Origin of the sequence: Streptomyces sp. NPDC059696, from assembly GCF_042733745.1 — a bacterium.
GTDB lineage: Bacteria > Actinomycetota > Actinomycetes > Streptomycetales > Streptomycetaceae > Streptomyces.
Genome location: NZ_JBHWFG010000106.1, coordinates 1 through 1,451 on the forward strand (window position 1 = coordinate 1; position 1,451 = coordinate 1,451).

Here is a 1,451-nt window from a genome sequence, read left to right on the forward strand (position 1 = left end):
AGGCAATGGTGGGGATGTTGCCGAAGGTATCCGTGAAACTTGCGGCGGACCCCCGGGTGTCGGACACCGCGAGCAGCACGATCTGCGCTGCCCCGAGGACAAGCCCAACGGCGAGCAGCACCTTCACCCGCCGGCCCCGCCCGGTGACCTGCAGCAGCAGGCGGCTCAGGTCCGTCATGCCGGCACCCACCAGCAGGTGGATCACCAGGTTCATCACGTTCCGGCCACCCAGTGCCTGGTCAACAGCCAGGTACACCGGGTCGATGTTCAGGGTTCCCGCGATCGCTACAGCGCTTACGGCGGGAAGCACCCCCGCCTTCCACCCGTACCGCAGTCCGAGCAGCCGGATGGCCACCACGGCCCACAGCACGAGGACGGGCGCAACCTGCAGGTACGTCATATAAACGTCCGCTCAAAGTCGCTGGAACTGCCGCGGTCTCCCAGCAGCGAGAGGGATAACAGGTAGGCCACGTGCTCGGCGGCGCGTTCGGTCTCGTTCCAGTCCAGGGACCGGGCCAGCATGGTCTTGATGCCCCGGCGACTGCCGACGTGCGCGAAGACGGACGGGGTTGCGGTCTCCACTCCCCCGCAGCCCTGGTGCTGCAGCAGGATGTGTCCGAACTCGTGGCACGCTGCATGGGTGCGGTGAAGGCGGTTGTCCCCGGCGGGCAGCAGGATGATGGACTTCTTTTCCTTTTCGATCCACAGGCCGGTGACAGCGGGAATGATTCCGTGGTCTATATCGTGCAGTTCAATGGGTTTGCCGTGGGCTGTGGACACGGCGGCCAGCAGGTCCTCGAAGCTGACGTGCTCGGCCAGATTCAGCGCCTCCACTACTGCCCTGGAAGCCGCGCGTTCCCCTTCACTGCCCGCTGACTTGGTAAAACGCAGTGCCATGAATTCCCCGTCCTTGTCCCACACCTGCAGCCGTGCCCCGAATGACCGGCACGGACCCTGCGACTTTATCCCACATCAGGAGCCCGACGCCGAGGCAAGGTGTCGGAGAAGGTATCGGGAAGGTGTCGGGAAAGCGGCGGGGGCAAGGTCAGGGCAGCAGCAGGGCGGCGGCGAAGGCAACACAGCCGGCCAGATGACCGGCGAGCACCTGGGTGGGAGTGTGGTCGCCGAGCTTGATCCGGGACCAGCCGGTTGCCGAGGCCAGCATCAGTACCAGCGCGGGCCCGAACACCGGGACGGGTGCCAGCAGGGCCAGGCCCACGTAGGCCGCGACGGCGGAATGGACCGAGAGTTTCCACGCCAGGTTCGCTGCCATGCAGATCATCAGCCCAATGAAGACGCCGCCAATCTCGCCGAAGAGGCCGGCGGGGGCATCCAGCAGGAGCAGGACAAGCGCTCCCACGCCCAGGGACACCGCCGACGCCGCCAGGATCGGGGCACGCTGCGAGCGCACCCTCACGTGGTGGTCGGTGACGGATCCGCGGCCCTTGAGC

General features: G+C 66.6%; 3 protein-coding genes. All 3 read right to left on the reverse strand.

Going from position 1 to position 1,451, the window contains the following annotated elements:
- Positions 1 to 400, reverse strand: a 400-nt coding sequence (locus ACFV20_RS36905; RefSeq protein ID WP_385665495.1) for a hypothetical protein, incomplete at its 3' end; no start/stop codon positions are given.
- Positions 397 to 897: a hypothetical protein gene (locus tag ACFV20_RS36910; protein ID WP_385665497.1), complete on the reverse strand. Its 501-nt coding sequence runs from the start codon at positions 895 to 897 to the stop codon at positions 397 to 399. The genes ACFV20_RS36905 and ACFV20_RS36910, both read right to left, overlap by 4 nt.
- Before the next feature lie 148 nt (positions 898 to 1,045).
- Positions 1,046 to 1,451, reverse strand: a 406-nt coding sequence (locus ACFV20_RS36915) for a phosphatase PAP2 family protein (protein WP_385665500.1), incomplete at its 5' end; no start/stop codon positions are given.

Coding starts and splice junctions, on each gene's coding strand:
- ACFV20_RS36910 (WP_385665497.1), bottom strand. CDS start 897: ATGGCACTGCGTTTTACCAAGTCAGCGGGCAGTGAAGGGGAACGCGCG.